General features: G+C 70.9%; 25 protein-coding genes, 2 tRNA genes and 1 pseudogene. 10 read left to right on the top strand and 18 right to left on the bottom strand.

The annotated features are described in order from the left end of the window. Positions 1–2 precede the first annotated feature (2 nt). The 5 genes from CRP50_RS11685 to CRP50_RS11665 all read right to left on the bottom strand — a co-directional run bounded on the left by CRP50_RS11685 (position 3) and on the right by CRP50_RS11665 (position 5,874). A complete protein-coding gene (locus CRP50_RS11685; RefSeq protein WP_097279332.1) occupies positions 3–1,937 on the bottom strand; it encodes a nitric oxide reductase activation protein NorD in 1,935 nt (644 codons plus the stop codon). A gap of 47 nt (positions 1,938–1,984) precedes the next feature. Next, positions 1,985–2,800, bottom strand: a complete 816-nt coding sequence (locus tag CRP50_RS11680; RefSeq protein WP_097279331.1) for a CbbQ/NirQ/NorQ/GpvN family protein — start codon at positions 2,798–2,800, stop codon at positions 1,985–1,987. Positions 2,801–2,900: 100 nt separating this feature from the next. Continuing rightward, positions 2,901–4,253: a cbb3-type cytochrome c oxidase subunit I gene (locus tag CRP50_RS11675; RefSeq protein ID WP_097279330.1), complete on the bottom strand. Its 1,353-nt coding sequence runs from the start codon at positions 4,251–4,253 to the stop codon at positions 2,901–2,903. Between the two features lie 34 nt (positions 4,254–4,287). Continuing rightward, on the bottom strand, positions 4,288–4,740 hold the full coding sequence (locus CRP50_RS11670; protein ID WP_097279329.1) for a c-type cytochrome: 453 nt from the start codon (positions 4,738–4,740) through the stop codon (positions 4,288–4,290). Between the two features lie 186 nt (positions 4,741–4,926). Then, on the bottom strand, positions 4,927–5,874 hold the full coding sequence (locus CRP50_RS11665; protein ID WP_097279328.1) for an N-formylglutamate amidohydrolase: 948 nt from the start codon (positions 5,872–5,874) through the stop codon (positions 4,927–4,929). A 248-nt stretch (positions 5,875–6,122) separates the two neighbouring features. Between CRP50_RS11665 and CRP50_RS11660 the strand changes: the two genes are divergently transcribed. Then, a tRNA-Val gene (locus CRP50_RS11660) sits at positions 6,123–6,197 on the top strand. Between the two features lie 36 nt (positions 6,198–6,233). On the opposite strand, the gene CRP50_RS11655 is transcribed toward CRP50_RS11660, so the two are convergent. The 3 genes from CRP50_RS11655 to CRP50_RS11645 form a co-directional block, all read right to left on the bottom strand. Further along, a complete protein-coding gene (locus CRP50_RS11655) occupies positions 6,234–7,448 on the bottom strand; it encodes an MFS transporter (protein ID WP_097279388.1) in 1,215 nt (404 codons plus the stop codon). Then, positions 7,445–8,860, bottom strand: coding sequence for an NAD(P)-binding domain-containing protein (locus CRP50_RS11650; RefSeq protein ID WP_097279327.1), 1,416 nt, complete (start codon positions 8,858–8,860; stop codon positions 7,445–7,447). Before CRP50_RS11650 ends, CRP50_RS11655 begins: the two co-directional genes overlap by 4 nt. 73 nt (positions 8,861–8,933) lie before the next feature. After that, positions 8,934–9,332, bottom strand: a complete 399-nt coding sequence (locus CRP50_RS11645; RefSeq protein ID WP_245913446.1) for a PadR family transcriptional regulator — start codon at positions 9,330–9,332, stop codon at positions 8,934–8,936. Between the two features lie 176 nt (positions 9,333–9,508). Between CRP50_RS11645 and CRP50_RS11640 the strand changes: the two genes are divergently transcribed. Genes CRP50_RS11640 through CRP50_RS11630 form a run of 3 tightly spaced genes read left to right on the top strand, consistent with a single transcriptional unit; the run spans position 9,509 to position 11,124 of the window. Further along, positions 9,509–10,474, top strand: a complete 966-nt coding sequence (locus CRP50_RS11640; RefSeq protein ID WP_097279326.1) for a permease — start codon at positions 9,509–9,511, stop codon at positions 10,472–10,474. Positions 10,475–10,491: 17 nt separating this feature from the next. Further along, positions 10,492–10,728 (top strand): thioredoxin family protein, encoded by a 237-nt coding sequence (locus CRP50_RS11635; protein WP_097279325.1) that lies wholly within the window; start codon positions 10,492–10,494, stop codon positions 10,726–10,728. A gap of 30 nt (positions 10,729–10,758) precedes the next feature. After that, positions 10,759–11,124 (top strand): YnfA family protein, encoded by a 366-nt coding sequence (locus CRP50_RS11630; protein WP_097279324.1) that lies wholly within the window; start codon positions 10,759–10,761, stop codon positions 11,122–11,124. Here the strand turns inward: CRP50_RS11630 and arsJ are convergent. From arsJ to CRP50_RS26490, 5 genes and pseudogenes are all read right to left on the bottom strand, one after another. Next, positions 11,099–12,370, bottom strand: coding sequence for an organoarsenical effux MFS transporter ArsJ (gene arsJ, locus CRP50_RS11625; RefSeq protein ID WP_097279323.1), 1,272 nt, complete (start codon positions 12,368–12,370; stop codon positions 11,099–11,101). The genes CRP50_RS11630 and arsJ overlap by 26 nt on opposite strands. A gap of 7 nt (positions 12,371–12,377) precedes the next feature. After that, complete coding sequence (locus CRP50_RS11620) at positions 12,378–13,391, bottom strand: ArsJ-associated glyceraldehyde-3-phosphate dehydrogenase (protein ID WP_097279322.1); 1,014 nt, start codon at positions 13,389–13,391, stop codon at positions 12,378–12,380. Beyond that, the gene (gene arsB / locus CRP50_RS11615) at positions 13,388–14,473 is read right to left on the bottom strand and encodes an ACR3 family arsenite efflux transporter (RefSeq protein ID WP_245913444.1); all 1,086 of its coding nucleotides are present in this window, start codon (positions 14,471–14,473) and stop codon (positions 13,388–13,390) included. Before arsB ends, CRP50_RS11620 begins: the two co-directional genes overlap by 4 nt. Further along, positions 14,457–14,981 carry an arsenate reductase ArsC gene (locus tag CRP50_RS26495; RefSeq protein ID WP_416045208.1) on the bottom strand — a complete coding sequence of 175 codons (525 nt, stop codon included), beginning with the start codon at positions 14,979–14,981 and terminating at the stop codon, positions 14,457–14,459. Before CRP50_RS26495 ends, arsB begins: the two co-directional genes overlap by 17 nt. A 93-nt stretch (positions 14,982–15,074) precedes the next feature. Then, a pseudogene (locus CRP50_RS26490) lies at positions 15,075–15,311 on the bottom strand (ArsR/SmtB family transcription factor); the annotation flags it as partial. A gap of 205 nt (positions 15,312–15,516) precedes the next feature. On the opposite strand from CRP50_RS26490, the gene CRP50_RS11605 reads away from it, so the two are divergent. The 3 genes from CRP50_RS11605 to CRP50_RS11595 are packed head-to-tail and all read left to right on the top strand — an operon-like array spanning position 15,517 to position 17,995. Beyond that, complete coding sequence (locus CRP50_RS11605) at positions 15,517–16,431, top strand: M48 family metallopeptidase (RefSeq protein WP_097279319.1); 915 nt, start codon at positions 15,517–15,519, stop codon at positions 16,429–16,431. A 46-nt stretch (positions 16,432–16,477) separates the two neighbouring features. Then, the gene (locus CRP50_RS11600) at positions 16,478–17,659 is read left to right on the top strand and encodes a TMEM43 family protein (protein WP_097279318.1); all 1,182 of its coding nucleotides are present in this window, start codon (positions 16,478–16,480) and stop codon (positions 17,657–17,659) included. Positions 17,660–17,683: 24 nt separating this feature from the next. Then, positions 17,684–17,995, top strand: coding sequence for an HdeA/HdeB family chaperone (locus CRP50_RS11595; RefSeq protein WP_097279317.1), 312 nt, complete (start codon positions 17,684–17,686; stop codon positions 17,993–17,995). 10 nt (positions 17,996–18,005) lie between these two features. Here the strand turns inward: CRP50_RS11595 and CRP50_RS11590 are convergent, their stop codons facing one another. Then, positions 18,006–18,872, bottom strand: coding sequence for a type 1 glutamine amidotransferase (locus tag CRP50_RS11590; RefSeq protein WP_097279316.1), 867 nt, complete (start codon positions 18,870–18,872; stop codon positions 18,006–18,008). A 212-nt stretch (positions 18,873–19,084) separates the two neighbouring features. Here CRP50_RS11590 and CRP50_RS11585 point away from each other — a divergent pair, with 212 nt between their 5' ends. Further along, positions 19,085–19,765, top strand: coding sequence for a response regulator (locus CRP50_RS11585; protein ID WP_097279315.1), 681 nt, complete (start codon positions 19,085–19,087; stop codon positions 19,763–19,765). A 21-nt stretch (positions 19,766–19,786) separates the two neighbouring features. Here CRP50_RS11585 and CRP50_RS11580 read toward each other — a convergent pair whose 3' ends face one another. After that, a complete protein-coding gene (locus CRP50_RS11580; protein ID WP_097279314.1) occupies positions 19,787–20,029 on the bottom strand; it encodes a DUF2798 domain-containing protein in 243 nt (80 codons plus the stop codon). Between the two features lie 2 nt (positions 20,030–20,031). Continuing rightward, positions 20,032–20,325, bottom strand: coding sequence for a putative quinol monooxygenase (locus tag CRP50_RS11575; RefSeq protein ID WP_097279313.1), 294 nt, complete (start codon positions 20,323–20,325; stop codon positions 20,032–20,034). A gap of 101 nt (positions 20,326–20,426) precedes the next feature. On the opposite strand from CRP50_RS11575, the gene CRP50_RS11570 reads away from it, so the two are divergent. Next, positions 20,427–21,275: a LysR family transcriptional regulator gene (locus CRP50_RS11570; RefSeq protein WP_097279312.1), complete on the top strand. Its 849-nt coding sequence runs from the start codon at positions 20,427–20,429 to the stop codon at positions 21,273–21,275. 79 nt (positions 21,276–21,354) lie between these two features. On the opposite strand, the gene CRP50_RS11565 is transcribed toward CRP50_RS11570, so the two are convergent. Beyond that, positions 21,355–22,506: a hypothetical protein gene (locus CRP50_RS11565; protein WP_176525135.1), complete on the bottom strand. Its 1,152-nt coding sequence runs from the start codon at positions 22,504–22,506 to the stop codon at positions 21,355–21,357. A 331-nt stretch (positions 22,507–22,837) separates the two neighbouring features. Between CRP50_RS11565 and CRP50_RS11560 the strand changes: the two genes are divergently transcribed. Then, positions 22,838–22,914: transfer RNA gene (locus CRP50_RS11560), tRNA-Arg, on the top strand. A 240-nt stretch (positions 22,915–23,154) separates the two neighbouring features. Here CRP50_RS11560 and CRP50_RS26070 read toward each other — a convergent pair. Then, positions 23,155–23,751: a tyrosine-type recombinase/integrase gene (locus tag CRP50_RS26070; protein WP_245913443.1), complete on the bottom strand. Its 597-nt coding sequence runs from the start codon at positions 23,749–23,751 to the stop codon at positions 23,155–23,157. Positions 23,752–23,794: the final 43 nt, after the last annotated feature.

Raw genomic sequence — 23,794 nt, 5'->3', positions numbered from 1 at the left:
CCTCAGCACGACAGGGATTGGTAGATCCGCGGCAGGGCCCGCGACAGGCGGGAGATGTCGCCGACGATGGCGTAACGGCCGCGGCCGAACAGGGCGGGGAAGTAGTCCTGCGCCTTCTTGTCGATGGTGACGCCGAACACCGACAGCCCCTTGCGGCGGGCTTCCAGGATGGCCTTGCGAGTGTCCTCGATGCCGAAGCGGCCTTCGTAGTGGTCGACGTCGTTGGGCTTGCCGTCGGTGAGCACCAGAAGCAGGCGGTTGCGGTGCGGCCGCTTGTCCAGCTGCGCCGCCACATGGCGCACGGCGGCGCCGATGCGGGTGTAGTAGCCCGGCCGCAGCGCCGCGATGCGCCGCAGCACCTGCGGGCCGAAGCCCTCGTCGAAGTCCTTCACCGTCTGCACCCGCACGAAGTCGCGCTTGCGGCTGGTGAAGGTGTAGACGGCGTTCTCGTCGCCGCAGGCGTTCAGGCCGGACAGGAAGACCGACAGCGTCTCCTTCTCCACGTCGAGCACGCGGCGGTCGTCGATCCAGGCGTCGGTGGAGAGCGACACGTCCACCAGCACGGCGACGGACAGGTCGCGGGTGAAGGGGCGGGTCTTCTGGTAGACGCGGTCCGACAGGGTGCCGTCGGCCTGTTCGTCGACGCGGGCGCGCACCAGCGCCTCCAGGTCCAGCTCGTCGCCGTCGGCCTGGCGGTGGAAGGTCATCATGCGCGGGCGCAGCGCCTCGAACTGGCGGCGCACGCGGCGGATGAGGCGGCGCGTCTCGTCGGTCGGCTGCCAGTCCTCGCCTTCCTCCTCGGCGGTGCCGGTCAGAACCTGGCAGTGGTTCGGCAGCAGCGTCTCGCGGCGGTAATCCCATTCCGGATAGGTGAAGCGGCCGGTCAGCGCCCCACCGACCACCGCGTCGGGCGGCAGGTCGAGGTCGAGGCGCAGGCGGGTGGACGCCTTCTTGCTGTTCTGCGAGACGACGATCTCGTCCAGGTCGTCGGCGGCCTTGCGGGCGTCTTCCTCGTCGTCGTCCTCCTTGCCGCGGTTGACGTTCACCATCTCGGCGATGGAGAGGATCTTTTCGAAGCGGTTGAGGATGAGCGGGTCGTCGCGGTCGGCCTGGTCGAGGCTCTTGCGCTTGGCCTTGCGCTTGCGCTGGTCCTCCGGCCCCTTGCCGGCCTGGGCGTCGTCGTCGTCGGGGCTGGTCTGCGGGCGGGCCTGGGTGACGCCCGGCCGCACCTCGCCCCACAGGGGCACGGGCAGGAAGGGGCGGTAGCGGGCCGGGGCGGCGAAGCCGTCGATCAGCGCCTCATCGGGGCCGGTGACGGCGGCCCACAGATGGGCGGCGCCGGCGGTCGGGGCGCCGTCGGACAGCAGGGCCTGCACCACCTGCTCCACCAGCGTCTCGATCTCGGCGGCCGGGCGGCGCGGGCGCACCGCCAGCAGGTCGTCGCACAGGCGGCGGTAGCGGCGGCGCATGCCGGGGAAGGCGGCGAGCGCCGCGGCGACGCCCCGATGGGCGGCGCGCAGGAACCGCAGGTCGCGGCGCAGCGGGTCGCCGTCGCTCACCAGCGGCGGTGCCTCCGAGGCGGCGAAGAAGGCGGCGAGCCACAGGTAGAGGTCGCGGTTGGCGGCCGGGTCGGGAAACAGGTCGAGCGATTCTGGCAGCCGCAGGGTGGCCTCGCCCAGGCTCGCCGTCGGCAGCTTCTCGCTGTCCATGCCGAGGCGCTGGCGCCACGTCAGGCGGTGGCTGCTGTCCTCCTGCCCGACGGCCGCCAGCTCCACGGCGGCGCCGCCGCCCAGGCTGCGGAACAGCACGCCGAGCATGGGGCGCACCTCGGCCAGGGTCACGGCGGCGTCGGGGTGGTGCGGATAGCTCGCCGCGTCGCCCACCAGGCGGTGCCAGACCTTGCCGACCTGCTCTTCCAGTTCCAGCCATTCGAACATGGCCTCGTCCTTTCCCTGTTCTGTCGCGCCGGGCGCGAGCCGTCCCGTCAGCCCAGGATGGCGGCGATGGCTTCGGCCAGGCCGTCCTTGACGTCGGCCTCGTCGGACAGCGGTTCGATGATGGCGGCGCGCACGGCTTCGTCCAGCGGGCGGCCGGCCTTCAGCAGGGTGGCGCAGTAGACCAGCAGACGGGTCGAGACGGCCTCTTCCAGGTCGACGCCCTTCAGGCCGCGAATGCGGTGGGCGAGGCCGACCAGCATGGCGGCGGTGTCGTGGTCGACGCCGGTTTCCGACGCCACCACCTGGGCCTCCAGCTCCGGCTTCGGGTAGCCGAAGTCGAGCGCCAGGAAACGCTGGCGGGTGGAGGGCTTCAGGCTCTTCAGGACGTTCTGGTAGCCGGGGTTGTAGGACACCACGAGCATGAAGTTCGCCGGCGCCTCGATCAGCTCGCCGGTGCGGTCGAGCGGCATGACGCGGCGGTCGTCGGTCAGCGGGTGCAGCACGACCGTCACGTCTTTCCGCGCCTCCACCACCTCGTCGAGGTAGCAGATGCCGCCGTCGCGCACGGCGCGGGTCAGCGGCCCGTCCACCCACACGGTCTCGCCGCCCTTCAGAAGGTAGCGGCCGGTGAGGTCGGCGGCGGTGAGGTCGTCGTGGCACGACACCGTGTGCAGCGGCAGGCCGAGGCGGGCGGCCATGTGGGCGACGAAGCGGGTCTTGCCGCAGCCGGTCGGGCCCTTCAGCAGCAGCGGCAGGCGGTGGCGGTGCGCCTCCATGAACAGGGTGCACTCGCTGCCGGCGGGGACGTAGAACGGGATGTCGGCGGTGGTGGCGGCCTCGGCGGCCTGAGCGGCGTCACGCATGACGGCCTCCAACGAAAAAGGAAACTCGGGAAAAAGAAGGCCGGCGCCCTGCGGGTCAGGGAAGGGCGCCGGCCAGGGAGAGGAACAGGAGCCTCGGCGGTTATTCGGCCGGCGTGGCCGTCGGGATGGGCGCCTTCGGCACCGTGCGGCGGGCACCGACCGGCACGAAGGCCGCCAGCAGCAGGATCACGCCGATCAGCACCGCGATGCCGGAGCCGAGACGCATCCAGAAGAACATGCCCAGTGCATCCTGAACGCTCATGTAATCGTCGCCGTTGACGCGCTGCAGGTGGGTCTGGACGACGCCGGCGAAGGTCAGGGCGAAGGTCATGAACAGCATGCCGCCCGTCATCAGCCAGAAGCCGGCCTGGTTGAGCGCCTGGCTGTAGGGCTCACGCTTCAGCAGATACGGCATGGCATAGGTGAACACGGCCAGGTTCAGCATCACGTAGGCGCCGTAGAAGGCGAGGTGGCCGTGGGCGGCCGTCACCTGGGTGCCGTGGGTGTAGTAGTTGATGGGCGCCAGCGTGTGCAGGAAGCCCCAGACGCCCGCGCCGAGGAAGGCGATGACCGAGCAGCCGAGCGACCACAGCAGCGCGGCCTTGTTGGGATGCTGACGGCCGCCCTTCCACACCATGACGAAGGTGAAGACGACCATGGCGAAGAACGGAACCACTTCCAGCGTCGAGAAGACCGAGCCGATCCACTGCCAGTACCCGGGGGTGCCGATCCAGTAGTAGTGGTGGCCGGTGCCCAGGATGCCGGTGAACAGCGACAGGGCGACGATGACGTAAAGCCACTTCTCCACCACTTCGCGGTCGACGCCGGTCAGCTTGATCATCAGGAAGGCCAGGATGGAGGCCATGATCAGCTCCCACACGCCCTCGACCCACAGGTGGACGACCCACCACCAGTACATCTTGTCGAGCGCCAGGTTGCCCGGGTTGTAGAAGGCGAACAGGAAGAAGATGGCGACGAACCACAGGCCCAGCATCAGCACGTTGGCGACGGCGGTCTTGCGGCCGGCGAGCAGGGTCATGGTGCAGTTGTAGAGGAACATCAGGGCGACGACGACGATGCCGACCTTGATGACCAGCGGCTGCTCCAGGAACTCGCGCCCCTCGTGGATGCCGAACACATAGCCGACCACGGCCGCGAGGGCGGCGCCGAAGAACAGCCAGAACTGGATGATGGCGAGCTTCGGGCTGTGCAGCTCGCGCTCGGTTTCCTCGGGCAGCAGGTAGTAGGTGGCGCCCATGAAGCCCATCAGCAGCCACACGATCAGCGCGTTGGTGTGGATCATGCGGATGATGTTGAAGGGCAGCAGCTCGGACAGCAGGTTCGGCATCACGTACACGGTGCCCGCGAGGACGCCGACCAGCACCTGCACCAGGAACAGGGTCAGCGCGCCGCCGATGTAGTAGAGCGCGACCTTTTGCGATTGGTATTTCATGACGAGTGTCTCCGCTTTCGGTGCGGTCTGTCGATCAGCCGGCGTCGTTCGGCGGCCAGTTCTGGTCGTCGATCTCGCTGGTCCACTTCAGGAAGTCGATCAGGTCGTCCATCTCCTGTTCGGAGAGGTTGAACTGAGGCATCTGGCGGCGGCCGGGGATGCCGGTCGGCTGGGCGGCGAACCACGCCTTCAGCGTGTCGCGGGCGCCCTCGGCGTCGTCCGGCCCGCCGTAGCGGTCCCAGACGTTGGCCAGTTCCGGTGCGAAGTAGGCGCCTTCCCCCATGATGGTGTGGCAGTTGATGCAGGAGTTCTTTTCCCACACGTGCTTGCCGCGCACGACGGAGTCCGTGAGGTTCTCCGAGTTCGACGACGTGCCGACGATGTAGGCGTGGCTTTGCGCCACCAGGGCGATGAAGATCGCCAGGAAGAACAGCGTGCCCCCGTAGAAGATATTGCGGGCCGCCGATTTGGTCAGGCGTTCGGACATTGCGGTCCCCCAAGGGTTGGATCAGGTCCCGAGCGATCCGTGCCGCAGCGGCCGCGGGATCGTGGGGTCCACCTTAGGGATCGGGAAGGCCGCGGCCTTGACGCTGGTCAAGAGGCCGACCCGGGCAGTGCGGAATGGGGGAAGACGGCGCCGCGGGAGGCGCCGGAACGACGCCCAGCCGGCGCCTCAGCGCCGGCGCGGGTAGGGCATCAGGTCGTGGCGGCCGAGGGCGGAGAGCGACTCCACCAGGCTGCGCAGGTCGTCGCGCAGGCGCGCGAGGCCGCCGTGGCGGGCGAAGGTGTCTTCGTCCATGTAGAGGCGGCGGTTGATCTCGATCTGCATGGCGTGCACGCCGTGCTCGGGGCGGCCGTAGTGGCGGGTGGTGTAGCCGCCGGCATAGGGCGCGTTGCGCGCCACCGAATAGCCGAGCGCCGTCAGCCGGTCCTCGGCCAGCACCGTGACGCTGCGGGCGCAGGAGATGCCGAAGCAGTCGCCGAGCACGATGTCGGGCGGCGGCGTGCGCCCCTCCCCGCTGCCCGAGGGCATGGAGTGGCAGTCGATGAGCAGGCAGAAGCCGAAGCGGCCGACGGTGTCGTCGATCAGCCGCCGCAGCGCCGCGTGGTAGGGCCGGTAGAGGCTCTGCACCCGCGTTTCCGCCTCGGCGAAGGACAGCTTGCGGGCGTAGATCTCGGCGCCGCTCGCCACCACGCGGGCGATGGTGCCGAGGCCGGCGGCGACGCGGGCCGAGGTGGTGTTGACGTGCGCCGGCAGGGACTCGGCGAACATGGCGGGGTCGAGCTCGTAGGGCTCGCGGTTGGGGTCGAGGTAGGCGCGCGGGAACAGCGCCTTGAGCAGCGGCGCGCCGAGGCGCGGCACGTCGGCGAACAGCTCGTCGACGAAACAGTCCTCCGACCGCCGCAGGCCGTTGGCGTCCAGCCGCGAGGCGGCCAGCAGGTCGTCGGGGTAGGCACTGCCCGAATGGGGCGAGGCGAAGACCATGGGCAGGGTCTGGCGTTCCGGCAGGTCGACCGCCAGAACCCCGGAAACCGAGAGGCGGCGCGACAGCTCGGCGGCCGATGGGCTGTCGGCCCCTGCCGCCTCGGGAGCCGGGATGTCGCGTCGTGTCTGGTTCATGGTCGCCAGCCTACCCTACCGCCCCGCCCGCCGCCAGTAGGTCTGCCGCGCGCCGCGCCGCCGGCTGCGACCTCCGCCGGAGGCGGTAGGGATAACGTGGCGTGGCGGGCCGCGGATGCAAGGGCTGCGGCCCGTCGGCAAGCCGGCGCCGGGGCACAAAAAAGTTCTTGCCAAGGGTCTGAGGGGGCGGTACATAAGGCGCCCTCACGGCAGGGCAGCCACAGCAGCCTGGCCGGTCCCGAGGTAAAGGGCGCGTAGCTCAGCGGGAGAGCACTACGTTGACATCGTAGGGGTCACAGGTTCGATCCCTGTCGCGCCCACCACCGAAACCCCAGCGGAAACGCTGGGGTTTCGTCGTTTCAGCCGGGCTTCAGCCGGTGCAGCCGCAGGCTGGCGGCCGCGGCGGCCCAGAAGGCGCCCGCCACCAGCACCGCCGCGCCCACCGCCGCCAGCAGCACCGGGCCGTAGCTGTCGTCCAGGCTCCACAGCGCCGCCGCGGCCACCGGGGCGACCGCCTTGGCCACCGTCTGCGGCACGGCGATCAGGCCGTTGAGGCGGCCGTAGGCTTCCCGCGTCAGCAACTCCGGCACCGCCACGCCGCGCACGATGGTAATGATGCCGTTGGCCGCGCCGTAGAGCAGGGCGAAGGTCGCCAGCAGCACCGGCCCCTCGGCCACCAGCAGCAGCGCCAGGGCGAGCGGCAGTGCCGCCACCGTGGCGCCGCCCACCACCCGCACCGAGCGGTCGCGCGCCAGCATCCACACGAACAGCCGCCCCGCCACCTGGGCCGGGCCGATCAGCGCGATGGCCGCCACCACCGCCTCGGCCGACAGGCCGCGCTCCAGCAGCAGCGGATAGAGGTGATAGGTCAGCGCCGAGAAGGTGCCGTAGTAGAGCGTGAAGGCGGTCGCCAGCAGCCAGAAGGTCGGCTGGCGCAGCGCCCAGGCGGCGGCGGGCCGGGCCGGTGCCGGCGCTTCGGCGTCGGGCTCCGGGTGGGGCGCCGGCGGCGGGGCGTCGTGGCGGCGGTCGATGGCGGCGGCATAGAGCGGCAGGCACAGCAGCAGGTTCACCGCCGCCAGCACCAGCAGGGCCTCGCGCCATTCCATGCGGTCGAGCAGCATCTGCACCACCGGCACGAAGACCGTGCTGGCGAAGCCGCCCCACAGGGTCAGCGCGGTGATGCCCTTGCGGGCCTCCGCCCCGTAGCGTCGTGCCACTACGGCGAAGGCGGGGTCGTAGAGCGTCGCCGCCTGCGCCAGGCCGAGGCCGGCGAAGACGACATAGAGCGCCGCGACGCTCTCCACCCGGCTCCACGCCACCAGCAGCACGGCGGCCAGCAGGGCGCCGCCGGCCATGACGAACCGGCCGCGGCCACGGTCGATCAGCCCGCCGACGCCGTAGGCGGCCAGGCTGCCGATCAGCAGGCCGATGGTCGGCGCCAGATAGAGGGCCGTGCGGTCGACGCCGAGGTCGGCCTCCATGGGCACCGCCAGCAGGGGGAAGCTGTAGTACAGCGTCCCCCACGAGGCGATCTGACCGACGCCGAGGGCGGCCAGGAAGCCGCGCCGCGTCATGCCGCCGTTCCGCAGCAGCGGGCCATGGCGGGCGCAGCCTTCGCCGGCGCATCGCCGCAGCCGCAACCCGACCCGTCGGCGTCCTTGGCGTCGGCGGCGCAGCAGGCGTCCATGGCCGCCGGGGCCGGGCCGCCGCAGCCGCCGGCACCGCTCTCCGCCGCCGCCTGCGGCAGGGCGGGGGCCGAGCAGACGCCGGTTTCCGGCAGCACGAGGCGCACCTCGCGCGCCGCTGCATGGTCGCCCGCCAGCTCGGCGACGATGGAGCGCACCTGCTCGTAGCCCGTCGCCATGAGGAAGGTGGGCGCGCGGCCGTAGCTCTTCATGCCGGCGATGTAGAAGCCGGGCTCCGGGTGGGTCAGTTCCGCCACCCCGTGCGGCGGCACGGTGCCGCAGGAATGCAGGTTGGGGTCGATGAGCGGGGCGAGCGCCGGCGGCGCCTCCACCGAGGGATCGAGCGCGGCGCGCACCTCGCGCAGCAGGGCGATGTCGGGGCGGAAGCCGGTGGCGACCACGATGCGGTCCACCGCCAGCGCCACCGGCGTCTCGCCCTGCAGGCCGTGGACGGTGAGGGCGGCGCCGTCGCGGCTCAGGCGCTCGGTGCCGAAGGGGGCGAGCAGGGCGACGCGGCCGTCGGCGATGGCCTGCACGGCGCGCCGGCCGAGGTCGCCGCGGGCCGGCAGCTTGTCGTTGAGGCCGCCGCCCTCGATCTTCGCCAGGCGGTCGTGGCGCAGCGCCCAGGTGATGCGCGTCTCCGGCGCCCGCTCCTGCACCGCCAGCAGGTCGAGCACCACGTTCATGGCCGAATGGCCGCCGCCGACCACCAGCGTATGCGCCCCGGCATAGGGCGAGGCGTCGGCCAGTACGTCGGGGATGCCGTAGGCGATGCGATCCGCCGCCTCGGCCTCGCCGGGCACCGGCAGACCGTCGAGCCCCAGCGGATTGGGCGAGCCCCAGGTGCCCGAGGCGTCGATGACGGCGCGGGCGAGGATGCGCTCGCCGTCCGCCAAACGTAGCGAGAAGGGGTGCGCGGCGCGGTCGCGGTCGGTGAGCTTGTCGAGCCCGCGGCGGGTGAGGGCGGCCACCCGCGCGCCGGTGCGGATGTGCGGCGCCAGCGCCGGCAGGGCGGCCAGCGGCGCCAGGTAGCGGTCGGCGATGTCGGCGCCGGTCGGGATCTCGTCGGGGTCGGGGGTCTGCCAGCCCGCCGCCGCCAGCAGCCGCTCGGCCGCCGGGGCGACGTTGTAGCGCCACGGCGAGAACAGCCGCACATGGCCCCACTGCCGCACCGCGGCACCGACGCTGTCGCCGCCCTCCAGCACCACGAAGGGCAGGCGGCGTTCCGCCAGTTCCGCCGCGGCGGCAAGCCCGACGGGGCCGGCGCCGATCACCACCACGGGATAAGTCGTCTCGCTCATGAACGGGCTCCCATACAGCAGGGGTTATTGCATCGTTGGGTAAAGTGTCGGGGCAAAGAAGAGAGACGCCGCGTCAGCCGCAGCATCCCCCACCGGCGACGGCGCGCGGGCGGTCCACCACCTCGCGGGCGGCCTGCAGGCTGTCGGTGACCTCCATCCAGGCGTCGACGGCGGTGCGGAAGGCGTCGCGGCCCTTGTCGGTGAGGGTGTAGACGCGCCGCTCGCGGCCCGACACCACCTCCGTCTCCGACACCACGTAGCCGCCGGTCTCGAACTCCTTGAGGGCCGGGTAGATGGCGCCTTCCGAGGGCGAGCAGCAGCCGCTGGTGGTCCGCTCCACCGCCTGCGCGATCTCGTAGCCGTGCATGGGCCGCTCGTGCAGCACCCGCAGGATGAAGAACTTGGACAGGCTCATCTTGATGATGCCGTTCCAGTAGGACCGGCTGGTGTAGTCGGGGGCGGCTTTCGCCATGACGGGCTCCTCTCGATCTGTGGATGATGATAGGCGAGGTGGGGCGATGCATCAAGGGGTAATGTAATGGGCCGATCCTCCCCGCCGCTGGTGCATGGCTGGGCTGCCGGATGCCCGCTGCCGCCGCCGCAGGACAGGTCGCATGCTGAAGGCATGACGGCGCGGCGGAGAACGTCATGTTCGAGGTCTTCACCCTGCTGGCCGACTGGGCCGCTTACGACCTCGCCGGTCTCGCGCCGGCGACGCGGACGGCCGATGCGCTGCATTTCTTCGTCGAGGACGTGACGAAGATCTTCACCCTGCTGGTCGTCATCATCTTCGTCATGGGCCTGTTCCGCAGCGTGCTGGCGCCGGAGAAGGTGCGCGGCTACCTGGAGGGCAAGCCGCGCGGCGTCGCTTATGTGCTGGCCGTGCTTCTGGGCGCGGTGACGCCGTTCTGCTCGTGCTCGTCGGTGCCGCTGTTCATCGGGTTTCTGGAGGCGGGCATCCCGCTCGGCGCCACCATGGCCTTCCTCATCGCCTCGCCCATGATCAACGAGGTGGCGGTGGTCATCCTCGGCAGTGTCGTCGGGTGGAAGATCGCCGCGCTCTATGTCGGCACCGGGCTGGCCGTCGGCATCCTGGGCGGTTGGCTGGCCGACCGCTTCCGCATGGAGCGGCACGTGGAGGATTACGTGTGGAAGATCCGCATGGGGCAGGTGGCGATGCCGGCGCCCGACACCACCTTGCGCGGCCGCATCGCCTATGCCGCCGGCGAGGTGCGCGAGATCGTCGGGCGGGTGTGGCTCTACGTGCTGATCGGCGTCGGCATCGGCGCCTTCCTGCACGGCTTCGTGCCGCAGGACTTCTTCGCCCGCTTCGCCGCCGCCGACAACTGGTACGCCGTGCCGGTGGCGGTGCTGGCGGGCATCCCGCTCTATTCCAATGCGACCGGCGTCATCCCGGTGGCCGAGGCGCTGCTCGCCAAGGCGGTGCCCATCGGCACCGTGCTGGCCCTGATGATGAGCGTCGTCGCCATCTCGGTGCCTGAGTTCGTCATTCTGCGCAAGGTGCTGAAGGTCCGCGGGCTGGCGTGGTTCGGCGGCTTCCTGGCGCTCGCCTTCATGGCCGTCGGCTACCTGTTCAACGGGCTGATGCCCTGATCCATGGGAGACCCATCATGAAACACGTCAAGGTGCTGGGGTCGGGCTGCCGGAACTGCGTCACCACCGCCGCCCTGATCGAGAAGAAGGCCGCCGAGCTGGGCGTGGCGGTCGAGGTGGAAAAGGTGACCGACATGGCCGCCATCATGGGCTACGGCGTGATGTCGACGCCCGGCGTCGTGGTCGACGGCACGGTGGTGCATGCCGGCGGCGTGCCGCGGCCCGACGCGGTGGCCGCCTGGCTGAAGGGCTGACGGCCGCTGGCTCTTGCACTGGCGCCCGCGATGGCCGACCCTGCGGCGACAGCGCAGGGAGCCCGCCCGACCGTGTCCTTCATCGCCGTCTATGTCGCCGCCGCGGCCGCCGAGATCGCCGGCTGCTTCGCCTTCTGGGCCTGGGCACGGCTCGGCAAGTCGGTGCTGTGGCTGGGGCCGGGGGTGGTCTGCCTCGTCGCCTTCGCGTGGCTGCTCACCCGCGTCGACGCCCCCTTCGCCGGCCGCGCCTATGCCGCTTACGGCGGCATCTACATCCTGTCGTCCATCGCCTGGATGTGGCTGGTGGAAGGCGCCCGGCCCGACCGCTGGGACGCCATGGGCGGCGCCCTGTGCCTGCTCGGGGCCGCCGTCATCCTGCTGGCTCCTCGCGGCTGACGGCGCTGCCGGGGGCGGTACTCGGCAGCGCCAGCGCCACCAGGAACGACACCGCCAGCATGGCGGCACTCGCCCACAGGGTCGCGGGCAGCCCGGCCAGCTGGTAGATCACGCCGGACAGCAACGTCCCGCCCAGGCGGCCGACGGCGTTGGCCATGTAGTAGAAGCCGACGTTGAGCGCGACCTTGTCGGCGTCGGAATAGGCGACGATGAGCCAGCTGTGCACGGCGCTGTTCACGGCGAAGACCGCGCCGAACAGCAGCAGCCCGCCGATCAGCACCACCGCCGTGTCGGCCCCGGTCAGGCCCAGCACGCCGGGCGACAGGGCCAGCGCGATGCCGGCCGGGATCACCGCCAGCACGGCGGCCCAGACGCGGGCGGCACGGGCGCCGGTGGCGGCGTCGGTGGTGCGGCGCAACAGCCTGGGCACGCTCGCCTGCACCATGCCGTAGCCGATCACCCACACCGCCATGAAGGTGCCGACGGCATAGAAGTCCCATCCCATGGTGGACGACAGGAAGATCGGCACGCCGACCACGAACCACACGTCGCGGCTGGCGAACAGGAAGACGCGGGCGAGCGACAGCAGGTTGATCTCCCGCGTCTTGGAGAACAGCTCGCGCCCCTTGATCTTGCTCTTGGCCTTGCCGAGTTCCGTGCGCAGGGTGGCGAGGCACAAGCCCAGCACCACCGCCAGCATGGCCGCCATGGCATAGAGCGCCGGCGCGAAGCCGAGCGTCGACAGCAGGAAGCCGCCGAGGAAGAAGCCGACGCCCTTCAGCGCGTTCTTCGACCCCGTCAGCAGCGCCACCCAGCGGAACAGCAGGCTCTGGCCGCCGCCGGCGGCGTCTTCGCGCACCACCAGCTTGACCGCCGACTTGCTGCTCATCTTGGTGAGGTCCTTGGCGACGCCGGACAGCGCCTGCGCCGTCATCACCCAGGCGACCGACAGCGCCATGGTCCAGTCCGGGCTCACCCGCGACAGCAGCAGCAGGGCCGCGATCTGTACGGCCAGGCCCGAGAACAGCGTCAGCCGCAGGCCGAAGCGCGCCCCGATCCAGCCGCCGAAGAAGTTGGTGACGATGCCCATGGCCTCGTAGAGCAGGAACAGGAAGGCCAGCTCGACCGGCGTGAAGCCGAGGCGATGGAAGTGCAGCAGCACCAGCATGCGCAGCGCGCCGTCGGTGAGGGTGAAGGCCCAGTAGGCGGCCGTGACGCCGGCATAGGAACGGAGATCGGCGGACATGGCGGCCCTACAGCGTGCGGCCGACCAGGGCGGCCAGCTCCATCATGCGGTTCACGTAGCCCCACTCGTTGTCGTACCAGGCGTAGACCTTCACCTGGCGGCGGTTCACCACCATGGTCGAGGGGCCGTCGACGATGGCGGAGCGCGGATCGTCGGTGAAGTCGGTCGACACCAGCGGGCGCGGCTCGAAGCCCAGGATGTCCTTCAGCGGCCCGGCCTCGGCGGCGGCGCGGAACAGGGCGTTGACTTCCTCCGCGCTGGTGTCGCGCGCCACCTCGAACACGCAGTCGGTCAGCGAGGCGTTGAGCAGCGGCACCCGCACCGCATGGCCGTTCAGCTTGCCCGTCAGCTCGGGGTAGATGAGCGCGATGGCGGTCGCCGAGCCGGTCGAGGTCGGGATCAGCGCGTTCAGCGCCGAGCGGGCGCGCCGCAGGTCCTTGTGCGGCGCATCGACGATGACCTGGGTGTTGGTGACGTCGTGGATGGTGGTGATGGAGCCGTGGACGATGCCGATCTGCTCGTGGATCACCTTCACCACCGGCGCGAGGCAGTTGGTGGTGCACGACGCCGCCGTCAGCAGGTGGTGCCTCGCCGGGTCGTAGAGGCCGTGGTTGACGCCCATGACGATGTTGAGCGCCCGGTCGTCCTTCACCGGGGCCGCCACGATCACCTTGCGGATGCCGCGGTCGAAGTAGGGTTGCAGGCTTTCCGGCGTGCGGAACTTTCCCGAGCACTCCAGTACCACGTCGACCTCGTCGCCCGTCCACGGGATGTCGGCGGGGCTCGGCGCCTCGGTGAAGGCGAGGCGGCGGCCCTCCACCGTCACGGCCGCCTCGTCGAAGCCGATGGCGCGCGGCCAGCGGCCGTGCACGGTGTCGAACTCCAGCAGGTGGGCGGCGACTTCGGGGCCGCCCTTGATCTCGTTGATGGCGACGAAGGCGACGTCCGGCCGGTCGAAGGCGGCGCGCAGGGCGAGGCGGCCCATGCGGCCGAAGCCGTTTATGGCGATGCGCGTGGTCATGGGGCGGCGCTCCGGGTGCGGGCGGCGACGGTGCGGCCGCGGCCGTACCAGTCGCGGGTGGCGTTGGTGATCTTCACGGCGGTCAGCATGACCGGCACCTCCACCAGCACGCCGACCACGGTGGCGAGCGCGGCGCCGCTTTCGAAGCCGAACAGGCCGATGGCGGTGGCGACGGCCAGCTCGAAGAAGTTGGAGGCGGCGATGAGGGCCGAGGGCGCGGCGATGCAGTGCCGCTCGCCGGTCCAGCGGTTGAGCAGGTAGGCGAAGCCCCAGATGAAGAACACCTGGATGATGATGGGCACCGCCAGCAGGGCGATGACCAGCGGCTGGTCGAGGATCTGGCGGCCCTGGAAGCCGAACAGCAGCACCAGCGTCAGCAGCAGCGCCGCCAGCGACGCCGGCTGGATGGTCTTCAGAAGCTTCGCCAGCGCCGCCTCGCCGCCGCGCGCCAGCACGGCGTTGCGCCACAGGTGGGCGACCAGCACCGGCACCACCACGAACAGCACGGCCGAGACGATCAGCGTCTCCCACGGCACGATGATGCTCGACAGGCCGAGCAGCAGGGCGACGATGGGGGCGAAGGCGAATACCATGATGGTGTCGTTGAGCGCGATCTGGCTCAGGGTGAAGTGCGGCTCGCCGTCGGTCAGGTGGCTCCACACGAAGACCATGGCGGTGCAGGGCGCCGCGCCCAGGATGATGAGGCCGGCGATGTAGCTGTCGATCTGCGCCTCCGGCAGCCAGGGCCGGAACAGCCAGCCGACGAACAGCCAGCCGAGCAGCGCCATGCTGAAGGGCTTCACCGCCCAGTTGGCGAAGACGGTCACGCCGACGCCGCGCCAGTGTTCCTTCACCTGCCCGAGGGCGCGGAAGTCCACCTTCAGCAGCATGGGCACGATCATCAGCCAGATGAGGGCGGCGACCGGCAGGTTGACCTGCGCCACCTCCATCCGCCCCAGCGCCTGGAACGGCGCCGGGATCAGGGTGCCGAGGGTGACGCCGGCGATGATGCACAGCGCCACCCAGACGGTCAGATAGCGTTCGAACAGGCCCATGGCGGGCTTACTACGCGACGTCGACATCAGGGGTCTTTTCCATGGCTCCGATGGCATCGAGCCGCTTCTGCAGCGCCAGGCGGTCGAGCGACCGCAGGGGCAGGGCGCAGAAGATGCTGATGCGGTTGGCTAGCATGCGGTAGACGTCGGCGAAGAACAGCGCCCGCTGCTTGGCATCGGCGACGAAGGATACCGGGTCGGGCACGCCCCAGTGGGCGGTCATGGGCTGGCCGGGCCACACCGGGCAGACCTCGCCGGCGGCGTCGTCGCAGACGGTGAAGACGAAGTCCATGACCGGCGCGCCGTCCTTGGCGAACTCGTCCCAGCTCTTGGAGCGCAGGTGGCCGGTCGGCAGGGTGTTGCGGGCCAGCAGCGTCAGCGCCTCGCCCGCCACCTCGCCGCGCGGACGCGACCCGGCGGAGAAGGCGCGGAAGCGGCCCTGCCCCTCGCGCTGCAGGATGGCCTCGGCCATGATGCTGCGGGCGGAGTTGCCGGTGCACAGGAACAGCACGTTATAGACCTTGTCGGGGGCCAGGCTCATGGTCGTCTCCGGAGCAGGGCGGTCGGTGCAGAGCGTCGGGTGGCCGCCGCAGCAGGTTTCCAGCAGGAAGGCCGCCAGGGCCTCCGCCGCCGGGGCGTTGGCGGTGTAGACGACGGTGCGGCCGTCCTTGCGGCTGTCCACCAGCCCCGCCATCCGCAGGTCGCGGAGGTGGAAGGACAAGGTGGGCTTCGGCATGCCGAGCGCCGCCGCCAGGTCGCCGTGGGTCAGGCCGCCCGGCACATGCTGAAGGAGCAGGCGCCAGACGGTCAGGCGAGCCTCGCTGGCGAGCGCCGCGAACAGGGTGACTGCATCGGTCGTCTTCATGTGGATGACTGTTCCAGAATTCCAAACTGATTGCAAATGACGATGGTGTGACGCCGGCGGTATGGAGTTTCTCGGCCTCGCCCTTCCCGATCGGTCCAATTGACAGCCGACGGGCGCGGTGCGAAGAGGGCTACAGGGGGAACCCGCCCGTTCCGAGGGGGGACGCTGGCGGCGCGGTCGCCCCCGGGGGGAAAGGGGGGCCGGCATGCGGCGGTTCTTGGTGGTGCTCGCCGTGCTGGTGCTGGCGGCGTGCGAGACCGTGCCCATCACGGGCCGGCAGCAGGTCAGCCTCATCAGCGACGCCGAGATCGGCAGCCAGGCGGCGGCCGCCTTCGCCGACTTCGTCGACGAAAGCGACGTGGTGGACGGCACCGCCGAGGCGCGCATGGTCACCCGCGTCGGCCGGCGCATCCAGCGGGCGGTGGAAGACTACTTCACGCAGCAGGGGCAGGCGGAGCGACTCGCCGGCTACGACTGGGAATACGTCCTGGTCGACAGCGAGGAGATCAATGCCTTCTGCATGCCCGGCGGCAAGGTCGCCGTCTACACCGGCATCCTGCCGGTGGCCGAGACGGAGCAGGGCCTCGCCGTCGTCATGGGGCACGAGGTGGCGCACGCCGTCGCCAACCACGGCAACGAACGCATGAGCCAGGCGATGCTCGCCGAGGCCGCCGGCGCCCTGGTGGTGGGGCTGCTGGCGGGCGACGACGACGACTCGGTCGGCAGCGGCCTGCTGCAGGCCGCCTTCGGCCTGGGGGCCCAGGTCGGCGTGCTGCTGCCCTTCAGCCGCCTGCACGAATCGGAGGCCGACCGCCTCGGCATGATCTTCATGGCCATGGCCGGCTACGACCCGCGCGAGGCGCCGCGCTTCTGGCAGCGCATGGCGGCGGCCGGCGGCGGTGGCGGCGACGGACTGGAATTCCTCAGCACCCATCCCTCCGACTCGACCCGCGTGCGCGAGCTGGACGCGGCCATGGCCGAGGCGCTCGCCTACCACCGCGGCGATCCGGCCGAGGGCGAGGCGGAGGAGACGGCGCCGGCGTCGGGCGGCGGCTGGATCGGCGTGCCGGAAATGAAGACGCGCAAGAAAGGCTCCGCCGGCACCGGAACCCGCAGCTGACGGGCGTCCGTCATGGCCAGAACGACAGGACAGGGGAGAGGCGACCATGCTCGACGACGGCGATACGGTGACCGAGGTCACCCATCGGTCCTGGTTCGGCCGACTCGGTTCGGCGATCAAGGGGATCGTGGTCGGCACCGTGCTGGTGATCGCGGCCGTGGTGCTGCTGAGCTGGAACGAGGGCCGCGCCGTCGACCGCAGCCGCGCGCTGGCGAGCGGCGCCGCCGCCGTCGTACCGGCCGCGGTGGATCGCGTCGACCCGGCCAACGAGGGGCGCCTGCTGCACGTCTCCGGCACCGCGACCACCACCGACCGCCTGACCGATCCGACCTTCGGCATCGCCGTCACCGCCCTGCGCCTCGTGCGCACGGTCGAGATGTACCAGTGGCGCGAGGAAACCTCGTCCGAAACCCGTGAGAAGCTGGGCGGCGGCACCGAGACGGTGACCACCTACCGCTATTCCCGCGGCTGGGACAGCCGTCTCGCCGATTCGTCGCGCTTCAAGCAGCCGGAGGGGCACCGCAATCCCTCGGCCATGCCGCTGACCAGCCAGAGCTGGCAGGCCGGCCATGTCACCCTCGGCGCCTTCCGCCTGTCGGAGGATCTGGTGTCGCGCATCGACCGCAGCCGGCCGCTGGCGCTCGCCGATCACGCCGCGTCGCTGCCCGCCGCCGTCGTCGGCCGTCCGGTCGGCCGTCACGGCGAGGAGCTCTATCTCGGCCAGGACCCCGCCGCGCCGCAGGTGGGCGACCTGCGGGTCCGCTTCGCGGTGGTGGAGCCGACGGCGGTCAGCGTCGTGTCGCAGCAGTACGGCGACGGCTTCGTGCCCTTCGCCACGCCGACGGGAGAGGTGGAACTGCTGGAAGAGGGCATCGTGCCCGCCGACGCCATGTTCCGCACCGCCGAGCAGGAGAACACCCTGCTGACCTGGATCCTGCGCCTCGTCGGCTTCGTCGTCATGACCATCGGCCTGCGGGCGGCGCTGTCCATCCTCGCCGTCGCCGCCTCGGTGATCCCGCTGCTCGGCCAGGTGGTCGGCGCCGGGCTGAGCCTCATCGCCGGCACGCTCGCGCTCGCGCTGTCGCTGGTGGTGATCGCGCTGGCGTGGATCGCCCAGCGCCCGGTGCTCGGCATCGGCCTGCTGGTGGCGGGTGCGGCGGTGACGGTGGCCCTCGTCGTCCTGCGCCGCCGCGCCGCCGCGTCGCCGGCCGGCACCGTCCGTTCCTGATCCTCCGTTCGCAAAGGACCCGCCATGAAGACCCTGTGCCAGACCGCCGCCACCGCCGCCGCCCTGCTGCTGCTCGCCCAGCCCGCCGCGGCGTCGGGCAACATCGACTTCGGCAGCGCCTCCTGCCGCGAGTTCGTGGAAGTCGTGCAGACCAGCAGCCAGGAGGACGTGGCCGGCATGTTCCTGTGGCTCGACGGCTACCTGAGCGGCGTTTCCGGCGACACCGTGCTGGACTGGCGGGTGTTCGAGTCCTTCGTCGAGAACCTGTCGGGCTATTGCGCCGCCCACGGCAAGGAGAACCTGCTGAAGGCGGCGCGCAAGGTCGGCGTGAACTGAGCCGGCGGGATCAGCGCCCGCGCTCGGCCATGGACGGCAGGACGCGGTGCTCGATCCAGTTGCGGATCTCGCGCAGGCGGATGGCGGCGTCGAGCACGTCCTCGTCGGCCCCCAGCTGCCAGCGCAGGTCCTTGCGCCCGTCCGGGTCGGCTACCAGGGCGTCGCACTTGGCGGCGAAGTCGGCTGCCGCCTCGACGCTGTCGAACCAGCCCTGGTCGACCAGCCGCTCGGCGTAGCGCAGGCAGATGTGGCCGATTTCGTGCAGGTCGTATTCCGGGTGGTACTGGATGCCCCAGAACGCGCCGCGGCCGTGCCGGATCTCGGCGGCCTGCACCGTGCTGACGGCGTTGGAGGCGAGCAGCACCGCGCCGTCCGGCAGGGTCTCGACCTCGTCCTGGTGGATGCACACCGCCTCGAACACCGGGCCCTTGCCGGCGTACATGGGGTGGGCGCGGCCGGCCTCGGTCAGGGTGATCTTGCGGGCGATGCCGAGTTCGCGGCCCTTGGGGTTCTTGCGCACGACTCCGCCCGCCGCCACCGTGGCGACCTGCAGCGCCCAGCACGAGCCGAAGAACGGCACCCCCGAGTCGTAGACCGCACGGGCCAGATCCACCTGCCGGGTGATGGGCGGCGTCATGTCGTAGACGTTGAGCGCCGAGCCGGTCCACGCCACCGCGTCGTAATCGGCCAGCGCCGCGCCGGACGGCAGCGTCCCGTCGGGGTCGGCGGGGCGCACGATGTCGCAGACCGCACCGGGATGCAGCGCCTGCAGCGTGGCGGCGTAGAGCGGCCCGAACGGCGTGGCGCCGGCCTTCTCCAGCGCCTCGCTGGCCTCTCGCACGTTGCCCTCGACCACCAGGAAGCGGGGATGCGCCATCGTGTGTCCTCTCGTGTGTCTTCGATGGCTCCAGCAAAGCGACGATTCGGCGCGCCGCCAAGGGCCATTTCGCGGCACCTAAGCCCCAACATCAACCTTTCGGATATCGCCATGCCCCCACCCCCGTGGTACAAGGGACTCGTGCCTGGGGGCATGACGCGGCCCAATTCCCCGGTGGGTTGCGTGAGGGTGGGGAACACGAGGGGTGCTCCATGCGAATCGTTCTGGCGGACGACCATTCCATCGTCCGGTGTGGGTTGCGCCATCTGTTGTCGGACATTCAGCCGGCGCCGGTGGTGGAAGAAGTGGGTAGTGGTGACGAGGTCCGCGCGCTGTTCCAGGCCGCCGCCGGCAACGGGCGGGAGCGGCCGGACCTGCTCGTGCTCGACCTGCGGATGCCGGGCGTGCGGGGGCTGGACGACGTGAAGGCGATCGTCGCCCTGGCCGATCCGACGCCCGTGCTCGTGTTCTCCATGCTGGATGCGGCCGAGGAGATGCGGGCCGTGCTGGCGCAGGGGGTGCGGGCCTTCGTGCCGAAGACCACCGACCAGCGGCTGCTGCTCAACATCATCCGCCTCGTCCTGGCGGGCGGCACCTACCTGCCGCCGATCCTGGGCGGGCTGGACCGTGGTACCAACGGCGGCGGCGAGCCCGTGCGCTTCCGCGACGGCGCCCTCGATTCGCTGCCGGCCGGCCTGACCAAGCGCCAGCAGGAGGTCTTGCGCCTGCTCGCCGAGGGCCTGTCCAACCAGGAAATCGGCGAACGCATGGGGCTCAACCTCTCCACCGTGAAGAGCCACGTGACCGGCATCCTCAAGACGCTCAACGTCGGCAGCCGCACCCAGGCGGTGCTCGCCCTGCGCCGCCGCCGCGACGACGGCTTCGGGCTGTAGGGCAGGGGTGCCGCCGGCCGATCAGGCCGGCGACTCCACCAGCAGGCCGACGATGCGCCGCACCAGCGGCAGCACGACGATGGCCGTCGGGCAGGCGATGACGTAGGACAGGCCCCAGGCGTGCAGGATGGTGCCGGTCACCCCCGGCGCGAGGCCCGTCGCGGTGAGCGTCGCGACGGCCGAGACCACCCCCGACATCAGCAACGACAGGATCATGGGCGTCAGGATCACCTGCGCGCGGGCGGGCAGCTTGCGGCGCGCCATGGTCACTCCTCCCACTGCGCGGCGACGACGGCCGTCGCCTCCACCAGACCAAGGCCGAAGAAGGCCTGGGTGTAGGGCTGCGCCATGTGCGCCTCCAGCGCGGCGGGCGAGTCGAAGTGCTCGTGCAGCAGGAAGACGGCGGGCGTGCCGAGGGCCTGGTAGAAGGTGAAGCCGCGGCAGCCGGGCTCGGCGCGGGTCGGCGGCTCCAGCGCGAGCAGGGCTTCGCGCAGGGCGGCGGTGCTGCCGGGCCGGCCGGTGATGCGGACGATCTTGCGGACGGAGTCGGGGCGGGTCATGTCGGAGGCTCCGGTGAGGGGATGTGCATGCGGCTACTGTGCCGCAGCCGCGTCTTGTGCGAAATTCGTCAAGGTTGCCCACCGACTGTGAGAAAATTCCCATGCTGGATTGGGACGATCTGCGCCACTTCACCGCCCTGGCCGATGCCGGCACCCTGTCGGCGGCGGCCCGGCGCCTGCGGGTGGAACACGCCACCGTGGCGCGGCGGGTGGCGGCGTTGGAAGCGGCGACGGGCGCCAAGCTGGTCGACCGCCGCTCCGGCCGCTACGTCCTGACCGAAGCGGGGCAGCGGGTGGCCGAACATGCGCGGCGCATGGAGGACGAGGCCTTCGCGCTGGAGCGCAGCCTGCAGGGCAGCCGCGAGACCGTGGCCGGCACCGTCTCGGTCAGCGCGCCGCCGCTCTTCGCCTCCATGCTGCTGGCGCCGCGCCTCGCGGACCTGCGGCGTCGCCATCCGCACCTGCACCTGCGTTTGCTGGGCGAGGCCCGCACCGTGTCGCTCAGCCGCGGCGAGGCGGACGTGGTGCTGCGCGTCGGCCGCCCGGCAGACCCGACGCTGGTGGTGCGGCTGGCGGGCAGCCTCGCCTACGGTCTGTTCGCCGCGCCCGGCTATGCCGAGGCGACGCCGGCGGCCGACGTGGCCTTCATCGCCTTCGACGAAAGCCTGGACCACCTGCCGCAGCAGATGCTGCTGCTGGAGGAAGCAGGCGAGCGGCCGGTGGTGCTGCGCTCCAACGACCTCGCCATCCAGATGGCGGCGGCGCAGGGCGGGGCGGGTGTGGTCGCCTTGCCGGCCTTCGCGGCGGTGCAGGCGGGGCTCGTGCCGGTGTCGCCGCGCCGGCTGACACGCGACCTGTGGCTCGCCTATCACCAGGACCTGCGCGGCAGTGCCGCCGTGGCGGCGATGGTGGGCTTCCTGGTCGAGTGCTTCGCGGCGATCCGGGCCTGAGGCGGGGCTGAGGTGCACGAAAAAGGCGCCCGCTCCGGCCGGAGGGGCGCCTTCGTCTCGTCGGGCCTGAAGCCTCGTGTCAGCGCACGTAGACCTGCACCTGCGGCGCCGGCACGTCGGGGCTGGTGGTGGCGCTCAGGCGGATGCGGTCGCCGGACAGGCCCATGTCGGTGAGCGAGCGCACCACCTTCTCGGCGTGGCGGCGGGCGGTGTTGGCGTTCAGCGCCTCGCGGCCGCGGATGGCGTTGGTCGGGCTGACCGACACCACTTCCACCCCGGCATTGGGGTTCTGCGCCAGGGCGCTGCTCAGCGCGTTGTAGAGCGCCGGCTCGTAGGCGACGTTGGGGTCGTCGAAGCGGATCACCACCAGCGGCTGACCGCCGAGCCGCGCCGCCGGCAGGCCGGCCGGGCCGATGGCCGACAGCGCCGGCTGGTTGCCCGACAGCACCAGGTTGCGGTAGCCGAGCGACTGGCCGTAGGTCTGGCCGGTCTTGATGGCGACCGCCAGGGTGTTGAGGTTGTTGCGCTCGTTGGAGACGTAGGTCTGCTGGCGTGCCACGTCTTCCGACAGCTCGCCGAGCAGGCGGTCGATGAGCACCACCGTCTGGGCCGTCTCGTCCTCCAGGGTGCGCAGCTGGGCGTGGTCCAGCTCCACGGCGCCCGACAGGTTGTAGGCGGCGCGGATGCTTTCCAGCAGGTAGGCCGCCATGGCGCTGTCCGACGCGATCTGCGTCGACAGCTGGTTCATGTAGGCGATGTTGGAATTGATCTCGTCGAGCTGGGTCTGCGCCTCGTTCCAGCGCTGCACCAGGGTCGGGTTGCCGGGGGTGGTGCCGACCTGCAGGCGGGCGTTGATGGAGGCGACGCGCTCGTGATACCCGGCGCTGTCGGCCATTACCTCGTTGCGCAGCTGCTGCAGTTCCTGGTTGCGGTTGCGCAGGGTGCCCTGGAGGGCCTGCAGTTCCTTGTGGAACTGCTGCACCTTCTGGCCGACGAAGGTGCCGCTCGGTTGGAAGGAGGAGACCTGGCTCGGCTCGAAGGTGCCGGTGCCCATTTCCAGCGGCTCGCCGCTCACGGTCGGCGCCCCGCCCCTCTCACCGCTCGACGCCCCGATGGTGGTCGTCTGGCCCGTCCCGTCGTCGGCGGGGAACAGAGCGTCGGTCGCGACCGAGCATCCGGCGAGGGCAAAGGTCGCGCCCACCACGAACAGACCACTCTTCGACAGCGCCATCGAGCTTTACCTTTTTATGGTTCGGACCCGGCCAGGGGTATCGTTAACAACTTGTTCCAGCCCGGAAAAACGCGCGCATTCCCCCGAAAGGCTTATGGGCCGCGAGTGTACTGAATGGGAAGATGTGGGACAAGCCGCATTTGCGCCGGCCATTTCCGCGGCATCCCGCGGTGGAGGAGGTGCTGCCGTGCAGTGGCAGGAATCGGCCCTCCCGCCCCGTCGGCGGCCGACCTGACGGAAAAAAGAACGGCATGACGTTTTTTTGCTTGCAGACCCCGCAGGGCCGCGATACATACAGCGCCCTCGGCGGGACGCACCGCCGAAGCAAAAAGCGCCCGTAGCTCAACTGGATAGAGCACCTGACTACGGATCAGGAGGTTGGGAGTTCGAACCTTCCCGGGCGCGCCAATAAAGGCCTGAGAGCGAACAGCTTTCAGGCCTTTTCCATGTCTGCCGTCCGGTGGCTGGCAAGGCGTCCCACGGCTATCCCCCGCCGGCGAAAGTCCGCGATGGTCCCGGGATGCGGGCGAGTGTCCGCCGCTGTCCGTCAGCCCCGCCCCTCCGCAATGGACCTTCCGGCGGCGCCATGACGTCTGGCGCAGCTAGAGCCGCCGCAAAAAAAGCCGGGAGCCACAGCCCCCGGCAGAGTCACTCGACACCCGGCCCCTCGACCAGCTTCCACGCCCTCGCGGCGACCGTCGCCGTTTCCACCAGGCGCTGCGGTGCGTGGTGGGCGTAGCGGGCGGTGGTGGCGAGCTGGCTGTGGCCGAGGATGACGCCGATCTCATTCAGTGGCACTCCTTCGTTCGCCAACGCCGAGGCGAAGCTGTGGCGCAGGTCGTGGATGCGGGTGTCGGGCAGCAGCCCGGCAGCCACCTTGGCCCGTTTCCACGGCCCCCGCAGATCCTCCCGCGCCTTTCCCACCCCCTTCCCAGGGAACACCCAGCCGCCGTCGCCGCCGGGACGGTGGCGCTGGTGCTGGTGGACGATCACCTGCACCGCCAGCGGCGACAGGGGAATGTGGCGGGTGCGCCCCGACTTGGAGCGGGGGACGGTGAGCAGGCTGCGGTGGAGGTCGACATGCTCCCACCGGGCGTTCAGGACCTCGCTCTTCCGCGCCCCCGTCAGCAACAGCAGCATCAGGGCGGCGGCGGCGTCGCGGTCGGGCTCCCGGTCGAGGGCATGCACCAGCGCCTGGGTCTCCTGGGCCGACAGGTAGACGTCGCGATGACGCTCGGCGAGCATGCCGGGGGGCGGCGGCCGGGTTGCTCCCCTCGTAGAGCTGCCA

This window comes from Caenispirillum bisanense (genome assembly GCF_900230255.1).
Classification (GTDB): Bacteria; Pseudomonadota; Alphaproteobacteria; order Rhodospirillales; family Rhodospirillaceae; genus Caenispirillum; species Caenispirillum bisanense_A.
Note: the sequence above shows the minus strand (reverse complement) of the source record. Positions and strands in the feature narration are given on the sequence as shown.

Excerpts from the sequence above, each read along its gene's own strand:
- CRP50_RS11685 (WP_097279332.1), bottom strand. The coding sequence starts at position 1,937 with ATGTTCGAATGGCTGGAACTGGAAGAGCAGGTCGGCAAGGTCTGGCAC.
- CRP50_RS11680 (WP_097279331.1), bottom strand. The coding sequence starts at position 2,800 with ATGCGTGACGCCGCTCAGGCCGCCGAGGCCGCCACCACCGCCGACATC.
- CRP50_RS11675 (WP_097279330.1), bottom strand. The coding sequence starts at position 4,253 with ATGAAATACCAATCGCAAAAGGTCGCGCTCTACTACATCGGCGGCGCG.
- CRP50_RS11670 (WP_097279329.1), bottom strand. The coding sequence starts at position 4,740 with ATGTCCGAACGCCTGACCAAATCGGCGGCCCGCAATATCTTCTACGGG.
- CRP50_RS11665 (WP_097279328.1), bottom strand. The coding sequence starts at position 5,874 with ATGAACCAGACACGACGCGACATCCCGGCTCCCGAGGCGGCAGGGGCC.
- CRP50_RS11655 (WP_097279388.1), bottom strand. The coding sequence starts at position 7,448 with ATGACGCGGCGCGGCTTCCTGGCCGCCCTCGGCGTCGGTCAGATCGCC.
- CRP50_RS11650 (WP_097279327.1), bottom strand. The coding sequence starts at position 8,860 with ATGAGCGAGACGACTTATCCCGTGGTGGTGATCGGCGCCGGCCCCGTC.
- CRP50_RS11645 (WP_245913446.1), bottom strand. The coding sequence starts at position 9,332 with ATGGCGAAAGCCGCCCCCGACTACACCAGCCGGTCCTACTGGAACGGC.
- CRP50_RS11640 (WP_097279326.1), top strand. The coding sequence starts at position 9,509 with ATGTTCGAGGTCTTCACCCTGCTGGCCGACTGGGCCGCTTACGACCTC.
- CRP50_RS11635 (WP_097279325.1), top strand. The coding sequence starts at position 10,492 with ATGAAACACGTCAAGGTGCTGGGGTCGGGCTGCCGGAACTGCGTCACC.
- CRP50_RS11630 (WP_097279324.1), top strand. The coding sequence starts at position 10,759 with ATGGCCGACCCTGCGGCGACAGCGCAGGGAGCCCGCCCGACCGTGTCC.
- arsJ (WP_097279323.1), bottom strand. The coding sequence starts at position 12,370 with ATGTCCGCCGATCTCCGTTCCTATGCCGGCGTCACGGCCGCCTACTGG.
- CRP50_RS11620 (WP_097279322.1), bottom strand. The coding sequence starts at position 13,391 with ATGACCACGCGCATCGCCATAAACGGCTTCGGCCGCATGGGCCGCCTC.
- arsB (WP_245913444.1), bottom strand. The coding sequence starts at position 14,473 with ATGTCGACGTCGCGTAGTAAGCCCGCCATGGGCCTGTTCGAACGCTAT.
- CRP50_RS11605 (WP_097279319.1), top strand. The coding sequence starts at position 15,517 with ATGCGGCGGTTCTTGGTGGTGCTCGCCGTGCTGGTGCTGGCGGCGTGC.
- CRP50_RS11600 (WP_097279318.1), top strand. The coding sequence starts at position 16,478 with ATGCTCGACGACGGCGATACGGTGACCGAGGTCACCCATCGGTCCTGG.
- CRP50_RS11595 (WP_097279317.1), top strand. The coding sequence starts at position 17,684 with ATGAAGACCCTGTGCCAGACCGCCGCCACCGCCGCCGCCCTGCTGCTG.
- CRP50_RS11590 (WP_097279316.1), bottom strand. The coding sequence starts at position 18,872 with ATGGCGCATCCCCGCTTCCTGGTGGTCGAGGGCAACGTGCGAGAGGCC.
- CRP50_RS11585 (WP_097279315.1), top strand. The coding sequence starts at position 19,085 with ATGCGAATCGTTCTGGCGGACGACCATTCCATCGTCCGGTGTGGGTTG.
- CRP50_RS11580 (WP_097279314.1), bottom strand. The coding sequence starts at position 20,029 with ATGGCGCGCCGCAAGCTGCCCGCCCGCGCGCAGGTGATCCTGACGCCC.
- CRP50_RS11575 (WP_097279313.1), bottom strand. The coding sequence starts at position 20,325 with ATGACCCGCCCCGACTCCGTCCGCAAGATCGTCCGCATCACCGGCCGG.
- CRP50_RS11570 (WP_097279312.1), top strand. The coding sequence starts at position 20,427 with ATGCTGGATTGGGACGATCTGCGCCACTTCACCGCCCTGGCCGATGCC.
- CRP50_RS11565 (WP_176525135.1), bottom strand. The coding sequence starts at position 22,506 with ATGGCGCTGTCGAAGAGTGGTCTGTTCGTGGTGGGCGCGACCTTTGCC.
- CRP50_RS26070 (WP_245913443.1), bottom strand. The coding sequence starts at position 23,751 with ATGCTCGCCGAGCGTCATCGCGACGTCTACCTGTCGGCCCAGGAGACC.